The 20469-nt window shown below is 61.5% G+C and carries 14 protein-coding genes; 4 read left to right on the top strand and 10 right to left on the bottom strand.

Annotation, left to right across the window (positions count from 1 at the left end; genetic code table 11):
* The first annotated feature begins 233 nt into the window (after positions 1–233).
* Positions 234–644, top strand: a complete 411-nt coding sequence (locus ACFT1A_RS24425) for a VOC family protein (RefSeq protein WP_003945103.1) — start codon at positions 234–236, stop codon at positions 642–644.
* 71 nt (positions 645–715) lie between these two features.
* Here ACFT1A_RS24425 and ACFT1A_RS24420 read toward each other — a convergent pair whose 3' ends face one another.
* Both ACFT1A_RS24420 and ACFT1A_RS24415 read right to left on the bottom strand, forming a co-directional pair.
* Positions 716–1690, bottom strand: coding sequence for a sigma-70 family RNA polymerase sigma factor (locus ACFT1A_RS24420; RefSeq protein ID WP_378449099.1), 975 nt, complete (start codon positions 1688–1690; stop codon positions 716–718).
* 53 nt (positions 1691–1743) lie between these two features.
* Entirely contained in the window at positions 1744–2475 is a 732-nt protein-coding gene (locus tag ACFT1A_RS24415; protein ID WP_378449098.1) for a GNAT family N-acetyltransferase, read from the bottom strand.
* Positions 2476–2689: 214 nt separating this feature from the next.
* Between ACFT1A_RS24415 and ACFT1A_RS24410 the strand changes: the two genes are divergently transcribed.
* The 3 genes from ACFT1A_RS24410 (at position 2690) to ACFT1A_RS24400 (ending at position 10745) form a co-directional block, all read left to right on the top strand.
* A complete protein-coding gene (locus ACFT1A_RS24410; protein WP_378449097.1) occupies positions 2690–3469 on the top strand; it encodes a hypothetical protein in 780 nt (259 codons plus the stop codon).
* A gap of 515 nt (positions 3470–3984) precedes the next feature.
* Positions 3985–9468 (top strand): carboxyl transferase domain-containing protein, encoded by a 5484-nt coding sequence (locus ACFT1A_RS24405; RefSeq protein WP_378449109.1) that lies wholly within the window; start codon positions 3985–3987, stop codon positions 9466–9468.
* Positions 9469–9797: 329 nt separating this feature from the next.
* Positions 9798–10745 (top strand): aldo/keto reductase, encoded by a 948-nt coding sequence (locus ACFT1A_RS24400; RefSeq protein WP_378449108.1) that lies wholly within the window; start codon positions 9798–9800, stop codon positions 10743–10745.
* Between the two features lies 1 nt (position 10746).
* Here ACFT1A_RS24400 and ACFT1A_RS24395 read toward each other — a convergent pair whose 3' ends face one another.
* From ACFT1A_RS24395 to ACFT1A_RS24360, 8 genes are all read right to left on the bottom strand, one after another.
* A complete protein-coding gene (locus ACFT1A_RS24395; RefSeq protein WP_283302988.1) occupies positions 10747–11517 on the bottom strand; it encodes a hypothetical protein in 771 nt (256 codons plus the stop codon).
* Between the two features lie 136 nt (positions 11518–11653).
* Positions 11654–12865, bottom strand: coding sequence for a hypothetical protein (locus tag ACFT1A_RS24390; RefSeq protein ID WP_378449096.1), 1212 nt, complete (start codon positions 12863–12865; stop codon positions 11654–11656).
* A 68-nt stretch (positions 12866–12933) separates the two neighbouring features.
* Entirely contained in the window at positions 12934–14283 is a 1350-nt protein-coding gene (locus ACFT1A_RS24385) for an aspartate aminotransferase family protein (protein ID WP_378449095.1), read from the bottom strand.
* A 48-nt stretch (positions 14284–14331) separates the two neighbouring features.
* Positions 14332–15318 carry a phosphotransferase gene (locus ACFT1A_RS24380; protein WP_378449094.1) on the bottom strand — a complete coding sequence of 329 codons (987 nt, stop codon included), beginning with the start codon at positions 15316–15318 and terminating at the stop codon, positions 14332–14334.
* A gap of 13 nt (positions 15319–15331) precedes the next feature.
* Positions 15332–16288, bottom strand: a complete 957-nt coding sequence (locus tag ACFT1A_RS24375; protein WP_378449093.1) for a phosphotransferase — start codon at positions 16286–16288, stop codon at positions 15332–15334.
* A complete protein-coding gene (locus tag ACFT1A_RS24370) occupies positions 16285–17691 on the bottom strand; it encodes an amidase (protein ID WP_378449107.1) in 1407 nt (468 codons plus the stop codon). Before ACFT1A_RS24370 ends, ACFT1A_RS24375 begins: the two co-directional genes overlap by 4 nt.
* Complete coding sequence (locus ACFT1A_RS24365; RefSeq protein ID WP_378449092.1) at positions 17691–18935, bottom strand: M20 family metallo-hydrolase; 1245 nt, start codon at positions 18933–18935, stop codon at positions 17691–17693. Before ACFT1A_RS24365 ends, ACFT1A_RS24370 begins: the two co-directional genes overlap by 1 nt.
* Positions 18928–20469 (bottom strand): sodium:solute symporter, encoded by a 1542-nt coding sequence (locus ACFT1A_RS24360; RefSeq protein WP_230817463.1) that lies wholly within the window; start codon positions 20467–20469, stop codon positions 18928–18930. Before ACFT1A_RS24360 ends, ACFT1A_RS24365 begins: the two co-directional genes overlap by 8 nt.

Genomic DNA, 20469 nt, shown 5'->3' with positions numbered 1-20469 from the left:
CCCTCGCAGGTGGGAGTCGGTGTCCGTGTCGCTCTGACCTGGACAAAGTTACGCGAAGATCAACACAACACCAAATCGCCAGGTCAGAGCGCTGCTGCGGGTTAACAACCGAAAATTTCCGCGAATCTTCTCCGACCGCGATGATTTTCTGTTGCCGTTGCAGTCTGTATGAGCAGGAACCAACAGGAACCGAAGCGATCAGTAATCAGTCCACCGACTTCAAGGAGCACTCCATGTCTCGTCTTCTCTTCGTCAACATGCCGGTCAAGGACGTCGCTGCCACGCGGGCATTCTTCAGCGGCCTCGGCTTCGAGTTCAACGACATGTTCAGTGACGAGAACACCGTCTCGATGATCGTCAGCGATTCCGCCACGGTCATGTTCCTCAACGAACCCCGATTCGGGGACTTCATCGCCGACGACATCTGTGACACGTCGAAAGCTCGCGAGGCACTGATGTGTGTGTCGGCCGACAGCAGGGAGGAAGTCGACACCTTCGTGGACGCGGCTATTGCCGCCGGCGGTAGCAAGTGGATGGAGCCCCAGGATCACGGCTTCATGTACGGACGCGCATTCCGCGACCTCGACAACCATGTCTGGGAGGTCATGTGGATGGACCCGGCTGCGACGGTTCCCCAGCAGTAACGGGCAGCAAGAGTAGAAACGAGTAGCTGCGCGGGTCCTCCATACCGGAGGGCTCGCGCAACTCCTTGCTCCTACAGTTCTGCGGGCAATCCGAACCGTGCGAACAGGCTCAGATCGAAGAAACACGTCACGTGCGAGATCCCTGACTCGGTGACATCGAGAACGTGCAACTGAAAAGCTCGGTGAACACCATCGGGCTCGCGCATGTAGAGGCCGAACGCCGGCTGTCCGTTGGCAGCGGTCGGAAGTAGACGCATCGCTCCTGGTCCGTCGGCCGGGAATTTGGTTCCGATGAGCTGCCCGATTGCCTCGGGGCCCTGGTACCAACCCTCGAACGGCGGCATCTCCCAGATGGCCTCACGCGTGAACAGTTCCACGATGGCCTCGACGTCGTAACTCTCGAAGCTGTGCACGTAGTCGCGAAGCAACTTCCGGGCAGCCTCCGTAGTCGGTTCCACGAGGTCGTCCTCCGTGGGCCCGATGTGATTGATCTGTGCGCGAGCCCGCTGCAGCAGGCTGTTCACCGCAGTGGTTGTGGTGTCCAGAGCCTCCGCAACTTCCGACGCCTTCCACTGCAGAACGTCACGCAAAACCAGAACCGCACGTTGCCGCGCGGACAAGTGTTGCAAGGCGGCAACAAGCGCGAGCCTCACCGAATCGCGATTGACGACCATGACGGCCGGATCATTGACGTCGCCCAGCGCAGAATCGGCGATCGGTTCCAACCAGGCAATCTCGTTGCGCTCGATCAAATCGTCGGCCGGGTCCGAACTAGGTGCGCCGAGTCCTGTCGGGAGTGGACGCCTCGATCTCCCTTCCAGCGCGGTCAGGCACGTATTCGTCGCGATGCGATACAGCCAGGTCCTGAGCGACGACTGGCCTTTGTAACCGTCGAATCCTCGCCAAGCCCGGATGAACGTCTCCTGGACCTGGTCTTCGGCGTCGTGGATCGATCCCATCATTCGATAGCAGTGCGCCAGCAACTCGCGGCGATACGGATCGGCAAGAGTGAGGAAATCACTGTCCAACGCCTGATCGACTGTCATTTGTTCAGACTAGTGGCCGTGCGCCCGAAACACAGGAGTCGGCGAGAATTGGATCAGGCGGGCGCCTGTACCGCGGTCAACCGGGATTTCTTCCGGAGCACGAATCCCAGTGATTCGTAGAGTCTGATCGCATTCGTATTCGATTGCACTGCATGAAGAAACGGCAGCTCGCCGCGCTCGCGAATCCCGGCGGCGACAGCTCGGATCAGGGTCGTGCCCAGTCCTCGACCTCGAAAATCGCTGTCAGTGCACACCGCGCTGATTTCCGTCCATCCCGGAGGGTGCAGCCGCTCCCCCGCCATTGCTACAAGTCTTCCGTCGACGCGAATGCCGTAGTAGCTCCCCATCTCGACGGTGCGAGCGAGGAAAGGGCCGGGTTTGGTGCGCTCGATCAACGCGAGAATTTCGGGAACATCGCTCGTTCCGAGAAGTTCGACCGACGGATCAACGGAGACTTCGAGTGCGGAGCCGTCCATCTGCACCGAGCCGAACTGATCCACAATGCGCCACCCTGCCGGCGGATGATGATCGAATCCTCGCAAACCTACTGTGCCGCCTGGACCTACGAGTGTGCGCAGGTTCTCCCAGTCTTCGGCGTCCAACTCGGGCGGATGACCGACAAACGGCGCGACCGTCGGGTCGTATCGTGCAACCCTGCCTGCCCAGTGGGCGAATTGCGCATGTTGTCCGCGAAGCCCTTGTCGCACAGGGTCGTCCAGTGGATGGGTGTCGACATCCGTGTCAACTGTCTCGACAAACGACGCCAGGGTCGCTTCCGTGGTCATCGAACCTCTTCCTGCCCAACTCTGCCGGTGATGAAGGCGAACGGAACTCCCTGCCCACCTCGATGACAACGCTAAGAACACTTGCTGTCGTAGTCGCCGGATAGAATCAAGATGATTCTGACTTCGGCCCCGCTTCCGGCGTCAACAGGGCTCGTTCGCAGATCTGCACCACGACTTTCGTCGCGACTCCTCACCAAGCGGAAGGCTGTTTGTCATGAGCAACTCCGACCCGATCAGATCTGCATTCGACCAGCTACCGCTGAAGGAGATGGACGCTGCGACGCTGGTCTTCGCGATCGAGAGCGCCGTCGACGCGATGTCCATCCCGGGTGAAACCCTGCGGCTCGCCATGGAGGTCGCAACCCTTGCGCATCTCGATCAGTTCAGAAAGAACGGGATCAAATCGAACGAGGATCCCTACATCGTTCATCCTCTGCGGAATGTCTTGCGCTTGCTTCGGTACGGGTGCTCCGACGTCGAGATCCTGAGCGCAACCGCGCTTCACGACACGGTCGAGGACCAACCACACGTCGTCATCGCGCTCCTCGGTGGTCAGACTGCGGACGACCTGACCCCGTCCGAAGCACAAGAACGTGCATCGACACTCATCGCTTCGCACTTCGGACGCAGAATATCCGAACTTGTTGAGGCAGTGACCAATCCAATCACCTACCCGAACGACAACACCGTCGGTTATCAGGACCACGTCATCCGAGCGATCGAAGATCCCGCGGTGTTCCTCGTGAAGTTCAGCGACTTCGTCGACAATGCAGGCAGCGTGAAGTATCTGGACGAGACCGACAGGCTCAGACTGATCACGAAGTACGAACCACTCGTGGAGCACTTCAAGCGGGCCGCGCTTGCCCTGGCCGGTACATTGCAACTCCCTCCAGCGGGACTCGATGCGATCGCGCAACATATTGCGACCATCGAAAGCGACTTCTCGAATTCGACGGGAGAGGAAGAAATACTCGCCAGTAGTACCGATCAGTAATAATTGAGCAATCCGGAAAATCTTTCGAATACCCGATTTTGTTACCAGCGAGTATTCACTTTCTTGCGCATCTCCGCGGTGTCGTGATCCGTGTCACAACGGTGAATACCATTGCGCGACAATGCTTTAACTCGTTATCAGTAACCGTGGTTCACATTGACTAATATTCTTCAATTCGCCCAGGTGACATGAGCGTCGACATACTGCATCCTTAGATAAACCAGGGATTCCCTGGAAGCAGACACAATATGTTGCTGATTCGTGATTGGAGCGGTTCTGAGTCCACGCCTGCAGGGTGGCGCACAAGGCACACGTGGTGCATCAGCGCACACGGTGCTTCGGCGCAAGGGACTCGACGAACCGGAAGGGCAATCACCTGCCGACGCGCAACCGGGGGAAACACAGCGCATCGCGGCGTAGTTCACGAACCGGACAATCCGGGTATGTGGGACACGGTCGGCTCATATCGCAACGTACGTGACGAAGAATCTCATCAAGGGACGGTGGCAGTGACAATGTTCAAACGAATCGCAGTGGTCAATCGAGGTGAGGCCGCGGTCCGCCTGATCAGGGCTGTACGCGAACTGAACGCCGAACACGACCACGGCATTCGCGTCATTGCACTGCACACAGAGGCCGAGCGGCGCGCCATGTTCGTCCGCCAGGCCGACGAGGGCGTGACTCTGCGCAGCACCGGCGTCGGCAGTCCGTATCTCGACTACGCCGAACTCGAGCGAGCACTTCTCGCAGCCAAGGCCGACGCCGTCTGGGTCGGCTGGGGCTTCGTGGCCGAGGACCCCACGTTCGCCGAGATCGTCGCGAAGCTGGGCATCACGTTCATCGGTCCGAGTGCCGACGCGATGCGTCTGCTCGGCGACAAGGTTGCGGCCAAGATCCTCGCCGAAAAGGTCGGCGTACCGGTCGCACCGTGGAGCGGTGGGCCGGTCGAGACCCGCGCCGACGCACGCCGTCACGCACAGGCGATCGGCTACCCACTGATCATCAAGGCTCGCAGTGGTGGCGGCGGACGCGGTATCCGCAAAGTATGGGCCGAGGACGAGCTCGAAGTTGCGCTCGAGCGCACTCAGGGTGAGGCCGAGCGCTCGTTCGGCGACCCCGTCGTCTTCCTCGAACGCCTCGTCACCGATGCGCGCCACGTCGAGGTACAGATCATCGCCGACAACCACGGCAACGTCTGGGCTCCGGGCGTTCGTGACTGCTCGATTCAGCGTCGCAACCAGAAGGTCATCGAAGAATCCGCTTCCCCCGTCCTCACCGAAGAACAGTCGGACCACCTCAAGGAGGTCTCGGCCGAACTCGTCAAGGCAGCCGGATACCACGGCGCCGGCACGGTCGAATACCTCTACCAGCCCGAGAACAAGCTCTTCACCTTCCTCGAGGTCAACACGCGCCTTCAGGTCGAGCATCCGATCACCGAGGTCACGACCGGCATCGACCTCGTCAAACTGCAGATTCTCGTGGCCAGCGGTGAAGAGTTGGTCGGCGACTGCCCGCCCGCGTTCGGTCATGCCGTCGAGGCTCGCCTCAACGCCGAAGACGCCGACAACGATTTCGCTCCCGCGCCCGGCACCGTACAGCTGCTGAAGTTCCCCCTCGGCTCGGGCATCCGCGTCGACACCGGGATCGCGGCCGGCGACGTCATTCCGCCTGACTACGACTCGATGGTCGCGAAGGTCATCGCGTGGGGCCGCAACCGCTCCGAGGCACTCGCGCGTCTACGCACCGCCCTCCGTGAAACCACCGTCGTACTCGACGGCGGCACTACCACCAAGTCGTTCCTCCTCGACCTACTCGATCGCGACGAGGTCATCTCCGCATCCGCGGATACCGGCTGGCTCGACCGCACGGGCGCCCTCACCGGCGCCACACGCCGCGCCGACGTCGCACTCATCGCCACCGCCATCGATGCCTACGACGCCGAAGAATCCCTCGAGCGTGCGGCCTTCCTCGCCTCGGCACGTGGCGGTCGCCCCCGCGCCAATCACGCGATCGGACGTAGTGTCGAGCTCAACTACCAAGGTCAGGCATACAAACTGACCGTCGGGCGCATCGGCCCGCACCGCTACCGCGTCGACGGAGACGCAGGCGACATCGAGGTCGACGTCGATCGTCTCGGCGACTTCGAGTCACGTCTGGTGATCGGTGATCGCCGCTTCCACGTCGTTTCCGTTGTGAGCCCGGCTCGTTATCTCGTCGAGGTCGACGGCATCAGCCACCAGATCAGCCAGGACGACGCCGGAGTGGTCCGCGCGCCGGCTCCTGCCGTCGTGGTGGCCGTACCGGTGGCGGTCGGCGACGACGTCGAAGCCGGCTCCACTCTGGTCGTGCTCGAATCCATGAAGATGGAGACCGCAGTTCGCGCTCCCTACGCGGGCAAGGTGCGAGAAGTTCTCGCCACCGTCAACTCGCAGGTCGATGCCGGCGCGCCGCTCCTGCGCGTCGACCAGGTCAGTGAGGAAGCTGTCGCGGAAAAGGCTCCGCGCGTCGAATTCGACCTTCCTGCTGCGACTTCCGGTACCGACGCCCGCGACGACGCACTCGCACAGCTCGAAGCGCTGACCGCGATGCTCAGTGGCTACGACGTCAGCGGCAAGCACGCCAACGCTGTTCTGGCCGAGTACGACGCTCTTCGCAGCGCACTCGAATCCGAGGACCGCGAACTGGTACAGGCCGAACTCGCCGTGCTGACCACGTTCGCCGACATCTGCGAGCTCTCGCGCAACAAGCCCACCTCGGGTGAGTCGGCGAAGGACGAATCCGTCCACAGCCCCCGCGAGCACTTCCACACCTTCCTGCACTCGCTCGACGCCGAGCGTGAAGGTTTGCCCGCGTCGTTCCGCACGAGACTCGAACGTGCACTTCGCCACTACGACGTCACCGATCTGGAAGATCGCCAGGCAGTCGAGGAAGCGGTCTACCGACTCTTCCTGGCTCTGCAGCGCATGGAAGCCCAGATCCCGGTCATTGCAGCACTTCTCGAAGGCTGGCTGGTCGGTGACAAGGCTCCCGGTTGCTCGGCCCAGGAGCTGAACGAGGTTCTCGATCGACTCATCGTCGCGACGCAGGTCCGCTACCCCGTCATCGGCGACGTCGCCCGCAACCTTCGCTTCCGGTTCTTCGACGAGCCGCGAATCCGTAAGGTTCGCGAAGACGTCTACGACGGAGTACGCGGCAACCTCGCCTACCTCGAAGAGCAGCCGGACGCTGCTGATTTCAACGAGCGGATCGCCAACCTCGTCGCCACCCCCGAACCGCTCCTGGACCTGCTGGGCCGAAAGATCGGCCTCGGCAACCGCGACGGCGGACCACTGCTCGAGGTCATCACACGTCGCTACTACAAGATTCACTCATTCGAGGACGTCCGCGTTTTCGAGCACGTCGACCGCCGTTTCGTGACCGGCAACTTCGACCTGAAGGGCGACGGTCTGCACCTGGTCTCGACGGTGGCCGAATTCGACGCTCTCGGAACCGCTCTCGACGATGTCGCCACGATCGCGCAGGATGCTCCGTCGGGTCGCGGCCTGGTGGTCGACATCTACCTCGACTGGCCGAATCAGCCCGCTGACGGCGACACGCTCGTCGAGACGCTGCGTACCGAACTCTCGCGCAACGAGACGATCACCCGTTCACGGCGCGCCACGGTGATCATCTGCAACCCCAACGGGGATCCGGTCCGATGGGTCACCTTCCGTCCGGTCGACGGTGAACTGGTCGAGGACCACATCATTCGCGACATGCACCCGCTCACGGGTCAGCGTCTGGACATGTGGCGCCTGAAGAACTTCAACGGAAAGCGCCTCCCGGCTCCGGAGAACACCTACCTGTTCCACCTCTCCGCCAAGGAGAACCCGAAGGACGAGCGTCTGATCGCTCTGGCCGAAATCCGCGACGTGACGCCGCAACTCGACGACGAAGGTCAGATGGTTGCTCTGCCGGCCATCGAGCGCACTCTTGCCGCCTGCCTCGACGGCATCCGCCGTGCGCAGTCCCAGCGCGGGGACAAGCGCCGACTCGCGGCCAACCGCGTCGTGCTCTACGTGTGGCCGGTCGCCGACGTTCCCAGCGAACGCTTCTCGGTGATCGCTCAGAACGCAGCCCGACTGACCGTCGGTGCCGGGATCGAAGAGATCACGCTCATCACCCGTCTGAAGGACCGGAAGGGTGGCGCACCCAAGGAAGTTGCGCTGCGCTTCTCCTACCGCGCGGGTGCCGGTGTGGTCATCAACAAGACCACTCCCCCCACCGAACCTCTGCTCCCCCTCGACGCCTATGCGCAGAAGGTTCAGAGTTCGCGGGCACGTGGCACGGTGTACCCGTACGAGCTGATTCCGCTCCTGACCGGCACCAAGGGCACCTTCGTCGAGCACGACTTCGACGAAGCGGGCGTCCTGTCCCCCGTCGAGCGTCCGTACGGACTCAACAAGGCCGGAATCGTCGTCGGCCTCGTGAACACTCCGACGCCGCGTTATCCCGAGGGAATGACCCGCGTAGCGCTTTTCGGTGATCCAACCAAGGCGCTCGGTACTGTCGCCGAGGCCGAGTGCTCACGCGTGGTAGCCGCCATCGACCTGGCCGAGAAGTTGAACGCTCCGGTCGAGTGGTTCGCACTGTCCTCGGGTGCCACCATCTCGATGGAGAGCGGCACCGAGAACATGGACTGGGTCTCGCGTGGTCTGCGCCGGATCATCACGTTCACCCAGAACGGCGGCGAGATCAACATCGTCGTCACGGGAATCAACGTCGGCGCTCAGCCTTACTGGAACGCCGAAGCCACCATGTTGATGCACACCAAGGGCATTCTGGTGATGACCCCGGACAGCGCAATGGTGCTGACCGGCAAGCAGTCTCTCGACTACTCCGGCGGTGTGTCGGCCGAAGACAACTTCGGTATCGGTGGTTACGACCGCGTCATGGGCCCCAACGGCCAGGCTCAGTACTGGGCCCCCGACCTCACCGCGGCGTGCGAGATCCTGTTCCGTCACTACGCACACTCGTACCTCGCTCCCGGCGAACGCTTCCCGAGGCGCGCGGCGACCACGGACCCCGTCGATCGCGACGTACGTAGCTTCCCGCACACCCACCCGTCGAGCGACTTCGAGACGGTCGGCGACATCTTCTCCTCGGCGAAGAACCCGGATCGCAAGAAGCCCTTCGACATTCGCACCGTCATGCGTTCGGTGGTCGACCAGGACCACTCGGTACTCGAGCGTTGGGCCGACATGGCCGGCGCCGACACCTCGGTCGTTCTGGACGCGCACCTCGCCGGACATCCCGTCACGGTGGTGGGCATCGAGTCCCGCGCGATCCCGCGCAAGGGTCGATTCCCCGCCGACGGACCCGACACCTGGACATCGGGAACGCTGTTCCCGAACTCGTCGAAGAAGACGGCCCGCGCGATCAACGCTGCGAGCGGCAACCGTCCGATCGTGGTGCTGGCCAACCTGTCCGGCTTCGACGGTTCGCCGGAGTCGCTGCGCAACATCCAGCTCGAGTACGGCGCCGAAATCGGCCGCGCCATCGTCAACTTCGACGGACCGATCGTGTTCTGCGTCGTTTCCCGCTACCACGGCGGCGCGTTCGTCGTGTTCTCCGGCGCGCTCAACGACAACATGGAAGTTCTTGCTGTCGAAGGTTCGTTCGCCTCGGTACTCGGCGGCGCCCCCGCCGCCGCAGTGGTCTTCACCCGTGAGGTGAACACCCGCACCAACAACGATCCGAAGGTGCAGCAACTCGAAGCAGACTTGGCAGCAGCCAAGGACGACACGGAGAAAGCACATCTGCGCGTCGAACTGAACGCTCAGCGCATCGCCGTCCGCTCCGACAAGCTCGGCGAAGTGGCATCCGAATTCGAAGCGATCCACAACATCCAGCGGGCCCGAGAGGTCGGCTCGGTGGATGAGATCGTGCCTGCCGCAGAACTGCGTCCGCAGATCATCGCAGCAGTCGAACGCGGCATGAAGCGCGCACTCGCGCAGTAAGTTTCTCCGCACGTCGAGCGGCCCCCGCGATATGCGGGGGCCGCTCGATTTGTATTCGTGCCGCCGGATCGTCTCCAGACCGCACTTCGCTCAGACGCCTTCGAGAATGTAATTGTGCTGCTCTGTTGCGAGCAGATGCCCCGCGGCGCCGATCGCCCTATCAGCAGTCCATCGAAGAATTCAGTATTCGGGGCCAACCTCCGCCGGCGGCGGCCATCACGATCCGATACATTTTTCGGCGAACCTGGCGAGGGCGCGCCATCGTCAGTGCCATGAGAGGGTACGGTGCGGGATGCAGCGACCACCTTCATCGACGGGAGTTCCACACAGTGGCGATCATCGGAAATTCGGACCTCGACATCTTCCGACTTAGCTTGGGCGGCAACCCTTTCGGTTGGACCGCAGACGAGAAGACGTCCTTCGAGATTCTCGACTCGTTCGCCGAAGCCGGTGCAAACTTCATCGACACCTCCGACTCGTACACGGCGTCGGCTCCCGGAAATTCCGGTGGGGAATCCGAAACGATCATCGGGAATTGGATCACCGATCGCGGACTACAGAACGACATCGTCGTCGCCACCAAGGTGGGTAGCCATCCCGATTTCAAAGGGTTGAAGGCAGACAACATCGCAGCCGCAGCAGAGGCGTCGCTGCGCCGTCTGCAGACGGACTGCATCGATCTGTACTACGCGCATTTCGACGACCCGCAGACTCCGCTCGAAGAAACGCTCGAAGCCTTCAATGCACTGGTCGTCGCGGGCAAAGTTCGCTACCTCGGAATCTCCAACTACAGCCCCGACCGCATCCGGGAGTGGTTGCGGATCACCGAAGAGAACGGTTACGCCGCGCCGATCGCGCTGCAACCGCATTACAACCTGGTGCACCGTAAGTCGTACGAACCTGAACTCGCCGAGATCGCCACCGACAACAACATCAGCGTCTTCCCCTACTTCGCTCTCGCGTCCGGCTTCCTGACCGGAAAGTACAAGACCCGCGCAGACATCGAAGGCAGCTCCCGCGAACGACTGACCGCTGGATACTTCAGCGATGCCGGACTCGACGTCGTTGCAGAACTGGCGACAATCGCGCAGGCACACGACACCGAGATCTCGACCGTCGCACTGGCCTGGCTGCTGACTCGACCGGGCATCACCGCACCGATCGCGAGCGTCAGCCGGCCGGAGCAGCTCCCCGCGCTACTGGACGCCCCGAACCTCGTGCTGTCGTCGAATGAACTGGACACGCTCGAACGGGTGTCGGCGGCAGTCGGCGCCTAGATCAGGCAGTTTTGAGATGGGCACCGAGAGCAGTGTTGTTGATCGTCCAGAACGACCAGCCGTCATGGCTCTCGGTGTCGCCTGAGATGTGACCGGTGACGGCATTGGCGGCGGCGGTCGGATCGGGGAACCGGCGGCCTTCCATCGGTCCGCGCATGATCTCGACCACCTCGGTGGTTTCGTCGAAGCGTCCGACCCAGCGGTATCCGTGGCAATCAGCCGTCATCTCGAGGCGATTGTCGACAACTTCGATCTCCTCGACTCCGCTGGCGCGGCGCTTCTTCGCCGCGACCGGCGAAGCCTTGCGCTTGGCTGCGACCGGTGTCTCGACGTGAATGCTCGGATCCTTGACGGCAGCGAGGCCCAGAGCGTCCCAACGATCATGGCCGTGCACGACGCGTCCGCGCGGGATCGCATGATGACCGGTGCGATTGCGTCCGGGGCTGTCCATGATCCACAGGTCGACCTCGGCACGGATGTCGTCCGCGACCTCGTTGGAGGGCAACATGAAGAACTCGTGCGGATCTGCTGCCAGGTCCACGAACACCCAGAACTCGGAGCGCGTGTCGTCACTCTCGAGCGACTCGTCTTGACGCCTGGCCTGCCAGTCGCCTTCGAGCTTCGAACGCACTCGGACGATACGACTGGTGCCGTCTGCACCCGTCACCTCGACGGGATTACGACGCGAGTGCGTGAGCCGGACGGCCTTGCCCCCACGCTGCGTAGCTTCGGAAATGAACGCATTGATGCCGCGGCTTGCGGTGTCTTCCATGATCGACCTGTCTTGAAGCGGATACGCCCGCATCACCGGATCGGCACGGGGTCGAGCAAGGAGCGAATTCTCGGCCTGTTCTTCGATCGTGCGGCCGGTCAGTACCTCCGACCTTACAGCTCCGACGTCGGCCTGACTACGGCGCCCGACGCTCGTTCCCAGAGGTCAGCAGTGCAATGTCCCCGTAAAGAGCCGCGCGGTGAGCGAACATCAGCTCTTCCACACCGTCGAATTGATCCCCGACGTAGTGCGTGTTTGCGGCCGAAAGTTCACGTGAACCGGAGCGCGCCAGTAGGTCGTCGATCCGGCTGTCGAGGCTCGCTGCATGCGCAACCGCGCGCTGCGAACTCAACTGATCCTCGGCCCGTGCGACCAGGTCACCGATCCGCGCGAGCGCCGCGACGCGTTCGACCAACTGGTCCCAGACCGCGCCGAGCGCTTCCTTGCGCGAAGCGATCCCGGCTCGGGTTCCCTCGTCGCGTGCCAACGCAGTCGCGTCGTCCAACTCCGCGAGGATCGAACGCAGCGCTACGGTATCGACCGCGATCTGGGTGATCTCGTCGGCCAGGTCGAGTTGATTGCGTTGAATGACAAAGTGGTCGGAATGCCATGCGCTGGAGCTTTCGATCCGGTCGAACAGATTTCCGGCGAGGTAAAGCAGAGCGTCGTACTCCCCTGCACGTCCTTCGGGCTCGGAATCGACCAGTCCGTCGAGGACCTCCGCGATCCGCCTACCCGCGTCGGCGATGACACCGGTTCCCTGGACCTTCCCCAGCTGGGCGGCGAGTTTGTCGAGCGCAGCGTTTCCGCCACTTGCCACGACCCCCAACCCCACCGGCAGCTTGGCTGGAACCGGGGTGCGGGTGAGCCCGGCAAAAAGTGCCTCACGTTGCTCGACGTCGAGATGAAGGCCGTCGCGGCGGTCCTTACGAATGGCACGGACGCTGCTCGCGAAGTGGCGATTGGAATGCACTATCGCCGAACGCATCGACTGCACGCGCTTGTCGAGCGTCTGCACCCGCCGTTCGAGGACTACCTGAACAGGACCGATGCGGGTCGCGAGCAGTCTGCGTCTGGTGCGGGCCAGTTCGTCGGTGAGGTTGCGCAACTCCGAGAAGCCGCCGATCTCCGGGAACGAGCGCCCGACACTGCGCCGGTTCGCCAGGATCGATCGCGTCGACTCGTCCGCAAAGCCACCGGCAATCAGCAGTGCGACGTCGTCGGACAACTCCGGTCGGTTCGACTCGACCGTCCCCGCCGCACACCACTCCCTCACCCGCGTGGAGATCAGCGTTCGCCGTTCGGTCACCGACGCCACGACAAAGACGTCGTCAGTTCCGTCTGTCATCTCACGCCTCCTGGTGGTCGCCGGTTACCACTGTTCCAGAATCTGCCCGAACGCGCGTCGACCCTCCGTTACGCGACCAACACCATCTCGAACCGTGTCAGGAACTCGTCGACATCCGAGGCCGATATGGGGAGCGGTGGCCGAATCTTCAGAACGTTGCCGTGTCTGCCTGTCGCCGAGATCAACACACCGTGTGCACGCAGTCCGTTGACAATGTCGAGCGCACCGGACGGATCTGGTTCGCCCGAATCCGCATCGACCACGTCTACCCCGACGAACAACCCGGCTCCACGGATCGCACCCACGCGCGGGTCGCGATGTGCAGACGTCCGCAACCCATCGGTCAGACGAGCCCCCATCACTGCTGCATTCTCGATCAGCTCTTCTCCCCGAATCACGTCGAGCACCGCCTGCGCCGCAGCAATCGACACGGCATTCCCACCGAACGTGTTGAAGTACCGAAGCTCGCCCGCCGTCAGCTCGACCAAATTGTCACCGAGCACCACCCCGGCGAGAGGTACGCCACCGGCCATCGGTTTTCCGAGAGTGACGATATCTGCGACGACCCCATGCCTCGCAAACCCCCACATACCGGACCCCAGCCGACCGAAGCCCGGCTGCACCTCGTCCGCGATGAACAGACCACCCGCTTGGTGCACCTGATCGACAGCCGTTGAGAGGAACGAGTCGGTCAATACTCCGTCGGAAGCAAATATCGTGTCGACTAGTAGTGCGGCTACACCGATGCCGTCGCGGTTCAGTCCGTCGATGCACTCTCTGACACGGTCAGCGAACCAGGATTCTCGGTCGATGTCCGCTACGACACGAGGATCAGGCAAAGGCACGACACGGACCCATGGTTCATCGCCCGAATCAGCGGAACCCATCGACGGTGAGCACGCGGCAATGTTGATCGTGCCGCCGTGATAAGCATTTTCGGTGACAATGACACCGGTATTCCCCGTGGCTTCCCTCGCGATGCGCAGTGCAAGATCGTTTGCCTCCGATCCCGTACAGGTGAACATCACAGTGGAGAGCTGACCCGGAAACGTGGACACCAGATCTTCGGCGTACTGAACAATTTCCTCGTTCAGATATCTTGTGTGAGTGTTGAGTTCGGCGATCTGTCTACGCACGGCGTCGACGACCTTGGGGTGCGAGTGTCCCACGCTCGCGACATTGTTGTACATGTCGAGGTAGGATGTGCCGTCACGATCGTAGAGCCGAAGTCCCTGTGCTCGAACGATTTCCACCGGATTTCGATACATCAACGGCGATGCCGGGCCGAGAATATCCGCTCTACGCCTGATGAGATCTCGTGTCCGCGCGTCGAGTCCTGCAGCGTTTTCGGGCACGTAACCGTTTGCGTCGAGTGGCGAGACACGTGATGTTCTCGCATCGTGAAAGTGAGCCGTCATCAATTCCTCCGAAGTGGGTGTACGAAATAGGCTGGCCAACCGCACCGTTCACACCGAGTCGAGCCACAAGGCCCATCTCGGATCGGACATCTTCGCGCGAGCACGCATCAGTTTCCACACTCCGTACTTGTGATAGTCGAAATCCCAACCCGAATTGAGTCGATTGTTGATGCATCCCCACAGGCCCCATTTGACATCTGCCAACGCCCCGAACAAGTGAACACGCGACACGACGGACCACTCGCTGCTTCCGTAAAAGGCGTCTATCAGTTCCAACGTCCGGCGCTCGTCGAAGAACATTTCGGTGACGAAAATCGCCAGCTCATACGCTCTGTCGTTGTTGGCTGCGAATTCGTAGTCGACAAGTTTGAGCGGATGCCCTTCCGAATACAGGAAGTTTCCCGGCATCGGATCGTTATGGCACGGAACCAGATCCAGACCGGAAGCCAACAAGGCAGACTTTGCGGTGTGATACTCACGCTCGATCAGGGCGAAGTCCCGAGGAAGCATCACGTCGTGTTCGCGCGCTTGATCGAGATGCTCGTCGATCATGTCGAAAATCGTCTTCGTCAGGGACATCAGCGGGGCCGAGTGCAGTGTCCGATACAGGTCGACGATCTGCAACGCGATCTCCGGACGCTTGAGATCTCCGTTGGTGCAGCCGCGATACCCTTCCATGTACTCGATCACCTCAATTCCCGTCCGATGATCGAACAGGATCATCTCCGGAGCTATTCCCAGCGAACCCGCCAGCATCGCGGCCTCGTTCGCCGCAACGCGATCGACAAACGACTCGCTTCCGGCACCGGGAATCTTCAAGAAGTACCGGCGGTCGATGCCCTCGACAGTGATTCGCCAATTACTGTTCTGCAGGCCACCGTGCACCGACGCGTATCGGATCTCGCGTCCGCGCCAGTCGGCGATCGAAGCCAAGGCCTCTTCGACGCCCCTCTCGAAATCCGTTCGAGCAGTGCCACACACACGCTCGTCGGCCATGCAGTGCGTAAGGTCAGGTTGCTGAGTATTCTCGGTCATGGTCATCCTTGCCTCACAGATTTCGGACTCGGTCGTCGAAATGCGGATCGCGCAAACCGATTCGCGCACGTAGGAATTGCCAGTCTGCGAACTTCGAGTACTCCAATGTTCCCGGTCGAATCACATCGACAAAGGAGCCGATGAGACCCCACTTCAGCGAGTCCGCAATCCCGTAAATGCGGCTACGATCGAACAGGCTTGAATCCCATGCTCCCCAGTACATTTCGAAGACGGGGCGCGCATCGAGATCGGAAGGAGTCAACTCCGCGAGCAATACGCCGAGATCCTGCAGCGGATCCATCATCGCCGCGCAATCCCAATCGACCAATTTCAACGATGCGTCTTCTTCCACGACCATCACATTCGACACATTGCCGTCGCCGTGGCACGGAACAGCGTCGAATCCACTGCTCGCTATTCGTGATCGGGCAGGATCCAAGGCCCGAAGCATCCAGTCGAGGTCAACTGGCAGTGACGAACCGGCGTGCTGCGCGATGAGCAAGGCAGCATCGAGATCGTCGAAGACCGTTGATGTTCGCGTGAACGGAGGCAGCGCGTGGACTGCCCGTCGCAGATGCACCAGACGTTCGATCGCCTCGACGTCATCGAAAAGATCAAGAGTCGCCGTCGATGCCATCTGCCCTAGATCGTCCATCACCAGCACTCCTGTTGCGGCATTCGAGTGGCGGACTCGAGGACCGATACCCGCTAGTCCCGCTGCGACCGCAGCGCGGAATGACGCTCCGACATCGACGTACTCGAGCGAATGCTGCTGCATCACTTTAACGAAGACCCGTTCACTGCCAACCGAATTCGGCGTTGCGTCATCGACGATCCAATGATCGGAGTCCGCGCCCCACCAACTCGGGCTGGCCATGACCGGCGATCCAGCGTCCAGTCTTACTTCGGTGTCGAGAAACAGCCCACCTGCCGACAATTCCTGCTGAACAAGCTGTTTGGTGTCAGTCATCGGACACCTCCGGATACACGTAGCGTGACGTCAGGCCACGTCATGTCGAAAGGCCGCCTGTCCTCGAGCCACTTGGTGATCGCGAGAACATCAATGTCCGCAAAACGTGATCCGACGATCTGCACCCCGACTGGGCAACCGTCGACCATTCCGAAACACACCGTCGACGCCGGCTGCCCGGTCTGGTTGAACCACGCGGTGAAACTGCAATGCGCCAAGGGCCGCTCGGGGTCGAGACCGACCATATCTGCGTCAAATCCCACCACCGGAATGACCGGGCTTATCACGAAGTCGTACGGCTCGAGATGCCGTTGGAGCCGTGCCTGTGCCGTGTTCACCGCGTCCAGATCGCGTGAATAGTCGGTGGCGCTCGCGAGCGACGCCGGTTCAGCCCACTCGGACACTGCAGCAATCACTTCCGCTCTCCGTTCCTCAGGTATCGACTCCCACTCCGCCCGGGCGCGAACCTGGAACAATCGATCCAGTGGTGCATAGGGATCGGAATCGAACGGCGGGGTCACCCTCGTCACCTTTGCCCCCGCCGCAGCGAGTACCTGCGCCGCAGCATCCACCACGGCAACGACCGCGGGTTCTGCTTCGTATCCGTAGCCCATTCCTGTCATCACGCCGATTTTCAGACCTCTCACCTCTGTCTCCCAGCGGGATTCGTCGATGGACTGCGCGGGGAGTGACCAGGCGTCACGGCTGTCAGGGCGCGCGATGGCCCGGTACATGTCGACCACCTCGTCCACCGTCCTGGCCATCGGACCCGGTGAGCGCATCATCGAAGACGGTAAGTGCGGAATCCTCCCCTGCGTTGGTTTAAGTGCGACCAACCCACAGTGTCCAGCCGGCAATCGCACCGAGCCGGCGATGTCCGTGCCCACCGCGGCATATCCGATGCCCGCCGCAAGGCTCGCACCTGCTCCGGCACTGGAGCCACCGGTGTTACGTGAGAGATCCCAGGGATTGCGCACGATGCCGTACAGCGAACTGACTCCGGCGGCCATCATGCCGAAGTCCGGCATCGTCGTTTTGCCCACGATGACGGCGCCTGCCTCCTTCAATCGCGCCGCGGGCGGTGAATCACTCTCGGCATCAGGAACATCCGAGTGCGCTGCGCTCCCGTGGCGCCACGGCATACCGACTGCGTTGACGCTGTCCTTGATGGTGACGGGGACGCCGTCGAGACTGCTCAACGGGGTGCCGGTCGCCCATCGTGCCGCCGATTCTGCGGCCGCTGATCGGGCGCCGTCCACGTCGACCATCGCCATCGCATTGATCGACGGATTGACAGCGTCGATCAACGCGAGAGTTGCACTCAATGAATCCACGGGCGTGAACTCACCGGTTCGGTACCCCTCAACGAGCGACGACATGTTCTGCGGAAGTACCTTGTCCATCACGATTGCTCCTGTTCCGACGACAATCCTTCTACTACAAGCCGTTCGAGCACACCCGTCAACATGTTCAGTCCAGCCAACAGATCTTCGGGTTCGGTGTATTCGTTCTCCGCGTGCGAGATGCCGCCGACGCTCGGCACGAACAACATCACCGTCGGCACCAGGTCTTTGAGATTGATCGAATCGTGTCCTGCTCTGGTGAGCATTCTCCGAGCGCTCAGACCCAATCCGCCGGCAACCGATTCGGACAACTCGATACCGGCGAGATGGTAGGAGGTGCTGGGGCGCAGCGAACCCGATTCGATGTCGACGGAGACTTCGCCCAGCGCTTCGATATCGGCTTTCGCCTGCAGGAACAGCTCATGAGCCTTGTCGAGAGCCGCTTCCTCACTTGACCGGATGTCCACTGACATGACTACGTCGGACGCCACCACAACAGGTGAGTTCGGTTGGACGGTCAATCTACCGATCGACGTGAGAACAGCCCCCGCAGGGAACGCCGACGCCACCTCACGAACCGCGACGATCATCTGTGCTGCGCCGAGGAGCGCATCCCTACGGTCTTCGATCAACGTCGCGCCGGTGTGTGCCTGTTCGCCGCGAACTCGGACGAGATACTTGCGCACTGCCCAGTTGGCGGTGACCACGCCGATCGAGATCCCCTCCTCTTCCAGGACTCGCCCTTGCTCGATGTGGATTTCTGCGTACGCACTGCACTCCGGCGGCTCGTCCGAACCCAGGTAGCCGATATCCCTGAGTGCGCCGCGGACCGTCCGACCGTCCGAATCGACGGTGTCGAGGACCTCATCCGCCGCGAATTTCCCGGTGAAAACCCCACTGCCCATCAAGCTGGGGCTGAATCTGCATCCCTCCTCGTTGAACCAGTCGACGACCGTGAGGTTGAAGGACGGCGTGATACTTCCGGCAGCGACTCGTTCGGCGACAACGGCGCCAGCATGCGCCCCGGCAAGAACGCCGTAAGCTCCGTCGAAGCGACCTGCCTTCGGCTGACTGTCGAGGTGTGAGCCGACGAAGACGTGCGGAGCGCCTTCGATCCATTCGAGGGAGCCGAAAAGGTTGCCCACTGCGTCGACGCGGCAATGGAAACCATTCTCCGTCAACCAGATACGAAACCAGTCTCTGGTCTGCCCGTCCGCCGCGCTTCCGGCTTGACGTTCCACTCCACCTCCCTCGGTGGCGCCGAATCTCGACATCGCGTCGAAGTCTGCGAGGAAATCAGACATTCGTCACCCTCACCGAGGAATCCTCCACCTTGGAGACATGATTCGGAACAACCGAACGAGCGGCGATCTCGAACATCTCTTCCACCCGAGTTCGCTCGGCCGCCGAGGTACCGGTCAGAGCGGAGACGACCAGGAACACGATGAGATTGACGGCCATTCCGATTACACCGCCGGTCAGTGAGCCAAGTCCGGCGATGTCGTCCGGGTAGATGAAGGTCAACACCAGTGCGATGCCGAAACCCGACAGCATGCCCGAAACTGCCCCGTACTTGTTTCCACCCCGCCAGAAGATTCCGAAGAAGAGCGGAACGGCCAACTGGACTACGCCCTGGTAGGAGATTTGCGCAAGGAGCTGCAACCGAGTCATGTCGTACGTTAGGTAGGCCACCACTCCGGCCAATGCCATGAACCCAACCATGCTGACTTTTGCGACCACGGTAAGTGCCGAATCCGAAAGTTTGCGCTTGTCGGAGTTGACGAGATCGTTCGCAATTTGCAGACCGCACACCTGAACACTGCCGTCGATGTGACCCATCGACGCCGCGAACACCATTGTCACACCCAAACCGAGTAGCCAGGTTCCCCCGTACGACTCCATGATCGTGAACCATGCAGCCTGTGGGTTTGCGATAACCTCCGGCATCTGGGATGCGGCGATACCCAACAACATCAACAGCGTGTAGAACACACTCGAGATCAACACGGTACGTAAGGTCCCCGCCTTTACTGCACGGACTCCGGACGCGGTGTAGATCCGTTGGAAACTCATCGGCCAGCACAACGATCCGACTACGCCGGTGAAGATCAGGCTGAAGAGGTAGAACGGGCCGTAAGCGTCGCCGTCGCCGGGTACCCGCAGGAATTCGATCGGGACCTGTGCCAGCGCACTCATGCTGATCGGGCCGCCGGCGACGCCGGACAACAAGACCAGACATACAAGTGCTGCAATCACGTACGCGACGATCCCCTGGAACGCATCGGTCATGATCAACCCACGCATACCCATCTTCACTGTCCAGTACTGACGGATCAGGATCAGCGCCAACCCGACAAGCAGGCAGGTGGTCACCGACCATCGACCCTCACTCGCGTATTGAAACACCTCCCCCAGCGCCTGCATTCCGAGAACCACCCACGGGAAAACCGAGACGATTCCGATGAGACTGGCGATCACTTTCACCGATCGTGAATTAAACCGCAAGCCAAGAAGATCCGGCTGTGATCGAAGGTTGTATCGGGCACCCCATCGCCACGCTCGTGTAGCCATGAAGTACATCATCGCGACACCGAGACTGGAGTAGGCGAGGCCGTAGAATCCGAAAACTCCTGCACCCGCAGCCATCCCGAAGAAGGCGATGAATACCGCGCCTGGCCACCAGGAGTTCACGTAACACATGGCCACGTACCACGGGCCGTAGCTACGGCCACCGACCGAGTATTCCTCGAACGTCGGCTTCGTCTTCTGCTGAGTCGCATAGAGAATGAAGAGCACTCCGGCGTAGAACAACGCCAGCATTCCGAGCATGATTGCCAT

Origin of the sequence: Rhodococcus sp. NPDC057135, assembly GCF_042670865.1 — a bacterium.
Lineage (GTDB): Bacteria > Actinomycetota > Actinomycetes > Mycobacteriales > Mycobacteriaceae > Rhodococcus_F.
Note: the sequence above shows the minus strand (reverse complement) of the source record. Positions and strands in the feature narration are given on the sequence as shown.

Excerpts from the sequence above, each read along its gene's own strand:
- ACFT1A_RS24410 (WP_378449097.1), top strand. The coding sequence starts at position 2,690 with ATGAGCAACTCCGACCCGATCAGATCTGCATTCGACCAGCTACCGCTG.
- ACFT1A_RS24415 (WP_378449098.1), bottom strand. The coding sequence starts at position 2,475 with ATGACCACGGAAGCGACCCTGGCGTCGTTTGTCGAGACAGTTGACACG.
- ACFT1A_RS24390 (WP_378449096.1), bottom strand. The coding sequence starts at position 12,865 with ATGACAGACGGAACTGACGACGTCTTTGTCGTGGCGTCGGTGACCGAA.
- ACFT1A_RS24380 (WP_378449094.1), bottom strand. The coding sequence starts at position 15,318 with ATGACCGAGAATACTCAGCAACCTGACCTTACGCACTGCATGGCCGAC.
- ACFT1A_RS24405 (WP_378449109.1), top strand. The coding sequence starts at position 3,985 with ATGTTCAAACGAATCGCAGTGGTCAATCGAGGTGAGGCCGCGGTCCGC.
- ACFT1A_RS24365 (WP_378449092.1), bottom strand. The coding sequence starts at position 18,935 with ATGTCTGATTTCCTCGCAGACTTCGACGCGATGTCGAGATTCGGCGCC.
- ACFT1A_RS24420 (WP_378449099.1), bottom strand. The coding sequence starts at position 1,690 with ATGACAGTCGATCAGGCGTTGGACAGTGATTTCCTCACTCTTGCCGAT.
- ACFT1A_RS24375 (WP_378449093.1), bottom strand. The coding sequence starts at position 16,288 with ATGACTGACACCAAACAGCTTGTTCAGCAGGAATTGTCGGCAGGTGGG.
- ACFT1A_RS24370 (WP_378449107.1), bottom strand. The coding sequence starts at position 17,691 with ATGGACAAGGTACTTCCGCAGAACATGTCGTCGCTCGTTGAGGGGTAC.
- ACFT1A_RS24425 (WP_003945103.1), top strand. The coding sequence starts at position 234 with ATGTCTCGTCTTCTCTTCGTCAACATGCCGGTCAAGGACGTCGCTGCC.
- ACFT1A_RS24395 (WP_283302988.1), bottom strand. The coding sequence starts at position 11,517 with ATGGAAGACACCGCAAGCCGCGGCATCAATGCGTTCATTTCCGAAGCT.
- ACFT1A_RS24360 (WP_230817463.1), bottom strand. The coding sequence starts at position 20,469 with ATGGCAATCATGCTCGGAATGCTGGCGTTGTTCTACGCCGGAGTGCTC.
- ACFT1A_RS24385 (WP_378449095.1), bottom strand. The coding sequence starts at position 14,283 with ATGACGGCTCACTTTCACGATGCGAGAACATCACGTGTCTCGCCACTC.